This is a genomic window from Bacillus sp. JJ1127 (assembly GCF_036965845.1).
In the GTDB taxonomy this organism is placed as follows: Bacteria; Bacillota; Bacilli; order Bacillales; family Bacillaceae_G; genus Bacillus_A.
Window position 1 is genome coordinate 1 of the sequence record NZ_JBALQK010000185.1, and the last position, 7694, is coordinate 7694.

The following is a 7694-nucleotide window of genomic DNA, read 5'->3' on the forward strand; positions in this document are numbered from 1 at the left end:
GTCGTTTTTTAAATTGATATATATAAATATGTTTATCTGTTTATTACTCTATCACATACATTTTTTATTATAAAGTTTATTTTTTATTTAATCTGAAAAAACAAACAATAATTGTTTGACATTTATTTCAAACATACATACAATAGAAATAAATATTACGAACCTCGAAATATACAGGAGTGGAAATAATTGTTGCAATATGAACATTTTTTAGATTTACTGCTAGATAACGCCAAAAAGCTTTTCTATCCAGAAGAATGGGTAAGCCTTGATTTATCACTTTCTAAAACAGAAGTATTCTGTCTGTTATGGATGGAGCGAAATACAGATATTACAATGACGAAAATCACAGAGCTTCTCGATATTCCAATGAGCACAACGACGGGTGTTGTTAATCGTCTTGTAAAAAAAGGATATATTGAGCGCTATCGTAATGAAAGGGACCGACGTATTGTATTAATTCGCTTAACAGAAACGGGCGTACAGCTCGCCCAAGAAGTGAAACAAAATGCTGCTCATTACTTTAATCTTGTGACGGAAGCATTATCGGAAGAAGAGAAAGCATTCTTACTGCAAATCGTTCAAAAGATTATGAATCATATCGCCACATCTCAACAAGAACAAGGCGAAAAGCTTCCTACACCTAAGATGAAAAACATTCCGATTGAATAAAGCCCTTTATGGGTTTTTATTTAAACATATATTTCGACACTCGTAATATTCGACTACCGAAACAAAGGGGATGTAAATATGAGAATTATTTTGTATACAGGTAAAGGCGGCGTAGGAAAAACTAGCATTTCAGCAGCAACCGCTCTTCAAAGTGCAAAGCAAGGATTAAAAACATTAGTGATGAGCACCGATCCAGCTCATAGTTTAGGAGATTCATTCGGCATAAAATTATCTTCTGAACCAAAGGAAATCCGTGAGAACTTATGGGCGCAAGAAATCAATACAATTTATGAAATGGAAAAAGGCTGGGGGAAATTACAAAAATATATTACATTATTGTTCACATCAAAAGCAGCTGACGATATTACAACAGAGGAACTAACGATGTTTCCTGGCATGGAAGATTTAATTAGTTTGCTGCGTGTACTCGATTACTATAAACAAAAAACATATGACGTCATCATTATTGACTGTGCACCAACAGGGGAAACTCTCGCCATGTTAAGCTTTCCTGATATGCTCGGCTGGTGGATGGAGAAGCTCTTTCCGATTAAAAGAAAAGTGTTAAAAGTTGTCCGCCCCGTTGCACAACCACTACTTGGGGTCCCACTTCCTACTGATGATATTATGGATGAATTAACAAACACACTTAACCAGCTAGGAGAAATGTGTGATATTTTATCGAACCGGGAAGTAACAAGTATTCGCGTTGTTGTAAATCCTGAAAAAATGGTTATTAAAGAAGCCCAGCGCAGTTTTACCTATTTGAATTTATATGATTACAATGTCGATGCCATTATGATTAACCGTGTCATTCCTAATACTGTTACGGACTCCTACTTCCAAGCATGGAAAGATGCACAAAAGAAATATAAAGCATTAATTCAAGATAGCTTCCAACCGCTTCCTATTTATGAAGCTCCAATGTTTGAACAAGAAGTAGTCGGCTTACCGATGCTAGAGCGTGTAGGAGATGCTTTATTCAAAGACGATTTAGAACCAACTGCTGTAAAATTTAACGGGCGTACACAATATGTAAAAAAAGATGGGGATGAATATATTTTTGTTCTTTCTATTCCTTTCTCTGATAAAAGTGAACTATCGTTAAATCAAAAAGGTGATGAGCTTATCATTCGCGCAGGCTCTGTCAAACGGAACATTACGTTACCAAAAACATTGACACACTTATCCGTTCAAGGTGCAAAATTTGAAGGAGATGTCCTCAACATTCGATTTGGAGGTGTCGTTCATGCATGAGGAATTATTAAGAAAAGTCATTCGTACGAAAATAGAAGTTGGGATGTATATCCTCGAGGAACTACCAGCTCCAGTTCAACATTCTGCTAAAAAATTTCTAAACATCTTACAAGAAGAGCTTTCTTCTTGTAAGCAAGAAAAAACACAAACTACGAAAAGTAACTTACAAAGTATTATGATTGAATAACAATATATATCAATTTCATATTATATCGTCTGTTTACTGGATCATTTTCATACAAGGAGCTATTTTCTTTAACGCTGTTCAACACATTGTTTTATTTTTCGTTTATCGCTCTTACAACCCTGGGATAATATCCGCATTTGTAATTGTACTTTTTTCCCTCTATGCATTCTCACTAGTAAAATTATTAATCAATAAAAAGAAACTAGTCCTTACACTAGTTTTCAGTTTACTCGCTTACCCTGTTATAATTTGGATCACCTTATTTTTAGCCAGCTTCTTTACTTAATAAAAGGACCAGGAAAAAATTCCTGGTCTTTTTCACTCTACCTAACAGACATTGGATTCTATTCTATACAGAATTGGAAGGTACAAAATTAGGGTATCGTCTGTTATGTATTAATTATATGTTGAACGAGCTAACAACGGAGGGGGTCCCACTGTTAGTTCATTAAACCCGATATTATTTTGCGATTTTTTCAAGCTCATCAAGTGGAAGATCTACTGAAATGGAACCATTTTTTGTTTCTTTCTTAATTGCGTCTGTTACCTCTTTTGAATGATACAATTCAATTACTTTTTTCAATGTTGGATTGTCTTTATCTTTCGTACGAGCTGCGAAAATATTAATATATGGTTTCGCATTTTCATTTTTTGGATCTTCTAAGAAGATAGGGTCTTTCGCTGGGTCCAAACCAGCTTGGCCAGCAACACCATTATTAATAACGGAAGCTGCTACATCTTTTAATACACGAGGTGTTTGCTGTGCAATAACCGGTGTAATTTTTAATTTTTTTGGATTTTCAGCAATACCGCTTGGATCACCAAATAGACCAAAGTCTTTTTTCAGTTTCAATAATCCAGCTGCATCAAGAAGTTTTAATGCACGTGCTTGATTCGTTGGATCATTGGGAATTGCAATTTCTGAACCATCTGGAATTTCATTTGGTTTTTTATATTTTTCAGAGAATAATCCCATTGGCGCAATTTGAGTTGTACCAATAGCTGTAATATCTAACTTATGCTCCTTTTTAAATTGCTCTAAAAAGGCAATATGTTGGAATGAGTTCAATTCTATATCGCCATCAGCTAATGCCTTATTTGGTGTTGTATAGTCCGAGAACTCTACAAGGTTAATCTTAATTCCTTCTTTTTCAGCCTTTTTCTTTAATATTTCCCAAGCATCTCCGTCCGTTCCAGTTACCCCAATACGAACTACTTTCTCTTTCCCTTTGGCTTCTGCGTCTTTACTTGAACATCCACTTAAAGCCGTAATTCCTACAATCGCTGATAATGCAAATGCTAATATCTTCTTCATTTTCTTTCCCTCGCTTCGTTTTATGATCTACGCAAAAATACTTTTGCAAAATAATTCCCTAAGTTTTGAGCCAATTGTACAAGAATAATAAGTAATACAACTGTCACGAACATAACGGATGTATCAAAACGTTGATAGCCATACGTCATTGCTAAATCACCAAGGCCGCCACCGCCAACAAGACCAGCAACTGCCGAAAATTCAATTAAGCCGACTGTCATAAACGTAACTCCTAAAATTAATGGTGCTAATGCTTCTGGGACAAGAATTTCAAAAACAATTCTTAGTGGTGATGCTCCCATCGCTTGCGCTGCTTCAATCACTCCCTTTGGTACCGAAACAAGGTTTGTTTCAACCATTCTTGCAATCCCGATTGAAGCAACTAGCGTCATTGGAAAAATCGCTGCCGCTGTTCCAATTGTTGTTCCAATCACCGTTCGCGTGATCGGACTTAAAGCTACTAAAAAGATAATAAATGGAATTGGACGAATTGTGTTAATAACAATATTAAGAATAGAAAAGACCAGTTTGTTTTCTAAAAAATTCCCTTTCCTTGTTACATATAAAAGTAATCCCAGGGGTATACCAAGTATTGTAGCAAATATAAGGGTTACAATTACCATTAAGAGGGTATCCCCTGTTGCATCTAAAATACGAGGCCAAAATATACTCCAATCAACTCGCATGACCTTCAACCTCCTTCAATTGTACTTGCAGTCTTAGATGTTGCAGCGCTTTTTGAATCTCTTTCTGTTCTCCTTGCAATTCTACGAGAAGGTTTCCGAATAAAATGTTCTGTAGTTCAATAATATTGCCATAGAGTACATTTACATCCACATTATAGTTTTTAGCAATATACGATAATACTGGCTGCCCTGTCTCTTCACCAGTGAAGGTTAAACGGTAAATCTGTCCACCATTTTGAATTTTCACTAGAACACTTTCTGGTAAGTGATCGTTAATAACTGAGCGAACAAAATTTTGAGTCGTTTTTGTTTTTGGCTTTGTAAAGACATCAAATAGAGTCCCTTCTTCAATTACTTTTCCTTTCTCCATAACAGCTACGCGGTGACATATTTCTTTCACGACTTGCATCTCATGTGTAATGAGCAGAATTGTTAAATTATATTCTCGGTTTACTTTTTTTAATAGATTCAAAATTTCTGTTGTTGTTTCAGGATCTAATGCCGAGGTTGCTTCATCACAAATGAGAATATCGGGTGATGTAGCAAGTGCTCTTGCAATTCCAACACGTTGTTTCTGACCACCTGATAGCTGCTCTGGATAGTAGTTTGCTTTATCTTCTAATCCAACAAACTTCAGCAATTCATTTACCCTTTCCTTTATCTCACCCTTTGGTAATTTTGCTAATTTCAATGGATAAGCAATATTCCCAAACACTGTTCTTGAATTGAATAAATTAAAGCTTTGAAAAATCATTCCGATTCGTTGTCTTAGCTTTCGTAACTCCTTCGTTGATAATAAAGTCATATCTTTATCGTCTATCGAAATCGTTCCCGCTGTTGGTCGTTCCAACATATTCACTAAACGCAGCAGTGTACTTTTTCCAGCACCGCTAAAACCGATAATGCCAAAAATTTCACCCTTTTCGATAGATAGCGTCACATCCTCAACAGCGTGAACCGGCTTTCCACCTGATTCATATACTTTACTTACATTTTTAAAAGAAATCATTTCCTTCCCCCCTATGTACTGAAACAACTTGAAGCAGAGCCTTCAGGCAAAATAAAAAGTGCTCTCCTTCTTATCCGCAATAAAGATAAGAAGAAGAGCACTTATATACTCATTCACGTCTTCTTATCTTCCAAGCTTCAATGAGCTTGCTGGAATTAGCACGGTATTAAAAAAAATCCGTTGCTGAGGTATCATAGGGCCAGTCCCTCCACCTCTCTGGATAAGAGTGTATCGATTTAATTGTCATTTAATTAAGATTCATTATAAAACCCCGAAAAGTTAGAGTCAATAGAAAAATTAGAAAATATTGTTTTTATTTTTCACCAGGATTATGAAACGGAAATATATTATGCATTTCCATCAAACTTCTTTTCTTGTAGTGTGCTGGGTCCTTGTTATCCTTCGTACACTCCTGTAAACACCATGTAGGTAATCCTTCACCTTCATTTCGTAAATCATAATCTCCACCCTCTGCATCAGCTAAACGATGCAACACACTATTAAAAGCTAGCCTCGCAATCCAATAAGCGAATAACCCTATCTTTTCTGTTGAAATACCTGCCCTTTCAAAAAGGAAAATATCCTCTGCTAATTGAATAACATTACATGAATACGAAATGAAAACGGAGGACGATAGATAATATGAGAACAGCCCTTTTACTCGTTGACATTCAAAATGATTATTTTCCAAATGGAAGAATGGAATTACGTAACGCAGTAGAAGCTAGCGCATATGCAAGTCAGTTACTACAACATTTTCGGAAAACAAATCAGCCAATTTTTCATATCCAACACGTATCTACCCAAGAGAATGCTACCTTTTTTCTACCTAATACAGAAGGCGTCCGCATTCATGAAAGTGTTCTTCCATTAAAAGATGAAACGGTTATCCTTAAACACTATCCAAATAGTTTTCGAGAAACAGATTTACTAGAGCAATTGCAAAGCTTAAATATTCAACACGTCGTTATATGTGGAATGATGACCCATATGTGTATTGATGCCACAGTAAGAGCTGCTTTTGACTTTGGCTTTCACTGTACTATTGTGCATGATGCATGTGCAACAAAAGATCTTCTCTTTAAAAATGCTACCATTCCTGCCGTTTATATCCATAATACAATTTTAGCAAGTTTACATGAAGTATATGCAAATGTGATGAGTACAGAAGAATTTTTATCCACCTAGAATAAAAAATCATGTCTTCCTCAATTGAAGACATGATTTTTACTGTGATTCACAAACTACCGTAACTTAAAATCTCCCGAACTTGTTTTTACTTTCACTTTATTTTCCCCTGAACCTTTTACTCCAATTAATTTATTCTTTGATTTCTCTTCATATAACAGACCAGGCACATTCAAATCCGATTTACCAGAATCCCCCTCAAAATCAACTCTTAAAGATTCAGGAAGTGCATCAAATTTCATACGAATATCACCACTCGATGTGTTACACTCTATTTCTCCTTGTAAACTCTTATCATTATATTCAATGTCACCTGATGAAGTTGTGAATGCTACTTCTTTAGAGTACAAGCCAGCTGCTTTAATCTCCCCACTACTCGTAGTTAGATTTGCCGTTTCAATTTCACTCTTATCTGTCTCAATTGCTCCACTAGATGTTTTAGCTGTTAATTTTTCATTTACTTTAGACTGTAATAACGATACATCCCCTGAAGAAGTATTTATTTCTACTGTCTTTGCTTCCATATCCTTTGCTACAAAGTCCCCTGATGATGTGGTTACTTTTACATTTTTGTATAATTTCTTTGGAACTTTAACTTGTAAATTCACGTCTGCAGTAGTTCCAATTCCCCAGCCAACAGAATTCTGATTTTTACTAAATTTAATATTCAATCTATTCTTTTCTTCTTTTACCTCTAATTTACATTTATCTACTAGCTCTTTGCTTACTTCTCCATCCAGTAACACTTCGACATCTTTTGAATCAACTGTAACAATTTCAACATCTGCTGCCGAAGTCTTTATTTCGATTTCATCAACCTTCTCACCGGCTAGCGTTTCTTTTTTATGAATTTCAGTTTTATTAAAAGCCATGCCAAAAACCTTCATTCCCCAGACACCAGCCCCTCCAATAACTAATAATACAAGTGCAGCAACAACAATCTTTTTCATCAACTAACACTTCCCTTCTATTATTGTTCCTGTGCCCTACTATCAACCATTAAAAAACATTTCTAGAATAACCATATCCTTATAACTTTTATTATTCAGTACTATATATTATCTAGTACCTCAATATAGTCAATTAAATCCCAAAACATTCCAATTTAATTTTACCATTCACCATAATTTGTTACAATATACATCTACTAAAAAATTAAAAAAACGCTACTTTCAGTGAGCAAACCGAAAATAGCGTCCTCTTGTCTAACCATAGATTTTCTTTCAAATTGAATTATACAGGAAATTCACAAAAATAATACAGAAAAATATAACGAATGAATTAAATTTTCTGGTGATTTTGTTTCTTTTCATATATTCATATTTTCTTTGGTGAAATGCTACTTTCTATATAGATCCATCTTAATTTTTCGACATCTAA

At 35.0% G+C, this 7694-nt stretch carries 9 protein-coding genes, 1 pseudogene and 1 riboswitch; of the genes and pseudogenes, 5 read left to right on the top strand and 5 right to left on the bottom strand.

Annotation, left to right across the window (positions count from 1 at the left end; translation table 11 throughout):
- Positions 1–189 precede the first annotated feature (189 nt).
- The 4 genes and pseudogenes from V7183_RS17945 to V7183_RS17960 all read left to right on the top strand — a co-directional run.
- Positions 190–672, top strand: coding sequence for a MarR family winged helix-turn-helix transcriptional regulator (locus tag V7183_RS17945; RefSeq protein WP_335360349.1), 483 nt, complete (start codon positions 190–192; stop codon positions 670–672).
- Between the two features lie 78 nt (positions 673–750).
- Positions 751–1929, top strand: coding sequence for an ArsA family ATPase (locus V7183_RS17950; protein WP_335360350.1), 1179 nt, complete (start codon positions 751–753; stop codon positions 1927–1929).
- Positions 1922–2116: a DUF3926 domain-containing protein gene (locus V7183_RS17955; protein ID WP_097899311.1), complete on the top strand. Its 195-nt coding sequence runs from the start codon at positions 1922–1924 to the stop codon at positions 2114–2116. Before V7183_RS17950 ends, V7183_RS17955 begins: the two co-directional genes overlap by 8 nt.
- 25 nt (positions 2117–2141) lie before the next feature.
- Positions 2142–2402, top strand: a pseudogene (locus V7183_RS17960) (HXXEE domain-containing protein); the annotation flags it as partial.
- A gap of 174 nt (positions 2403–2576) precedes the next feature.
- Here V7183_RS17960 and V7183_RS17965 read toward each other — a convergent pair.
- The 4 genes from V7183_RS17965 to V7183_RS17980 form a co-directional block, all read right to left on the bottom strand.
- Entirely contained in the window at positions 2577–3431 is an 855-nt protein-coding gene (locus V7183_RS17965) for a MetQ/NlpA family ABC transporter substrate-binding protein (RefSeq protein ID WP_335360351.1), read from the bottom strand.
- A gap of 20 nt (positions 3432–3451) precedes the next feature.
- Positions 3452–4117, bottom strand: coding sequence for a methionine ABC transporter permease (locus V7183_RS17970; RefSeq protein WP_335360352.1), 666 nt, complete (start codon positions 4115–4117; stop codon positions 3452–3454).
- The gene (locus tag V7183_RS17975; RefSeq protein WP_335360353.1) at positions 4107–5126 is read right to left on the bottom strand and encodes a methionine ABC transporter ATP-binding protein; all 1020 of its coding nucleotides are present in this window, start codon (positions 5124–5126) and stop codon (positions 4107–4109) included. The genes V7183_RS17970 and V7183_RS17975 overlap by 11 nt, the downstream gene beginning before the upstream one ends.
- A 120-nt stretch (positions 5127–5246) precedes the next feature.
- A riboswitch (SAM riboswitch) is annotated at positions 5247–5353 on the bottom strand.
- Between the two features lie 86 nt (positions 5354–5439).
- Positions 5440–5622, bottom strand: coding sequence for a hypothetical protein (locus V7183_RS17980; protein WP_335360354.1), 183 nt, complete (start codon positions 5620–5622; stop codon positions 5440–5442).
- 146 nt (positions 5623–5768) lie between these two features.
- Here V7183_RS17980 and V7183_RS17985 point away from each other — a divergent pair, with 146 nt between their 5' ends.
- Entirely contained in the window at positions 5769–6314 is a 546-nt protein-coding gene (locus V7183_RS17985; RefSeq protein ID WP_335360355.1) for a cysteine hydrolase family protein, read from the top strand.
- 56 nt (positions 6315–6370) lie between these two features.
- Here V7183_RS17985 and V7183_RS17990 read toward each other — a convergent pair whose 3' ends face one another.
- Positions 6371–7264, bottom strand: coding sequence for a DUF4097 family beta strand repeat-containing protein (locus V7183_RS17990; protein WP_335360356.1), 894 nt, complete (start codon positions 7262–7264; stop codon positions 6371–6373).
- Positions 7265–7694 lie beyond the last annotated feature (430 nt).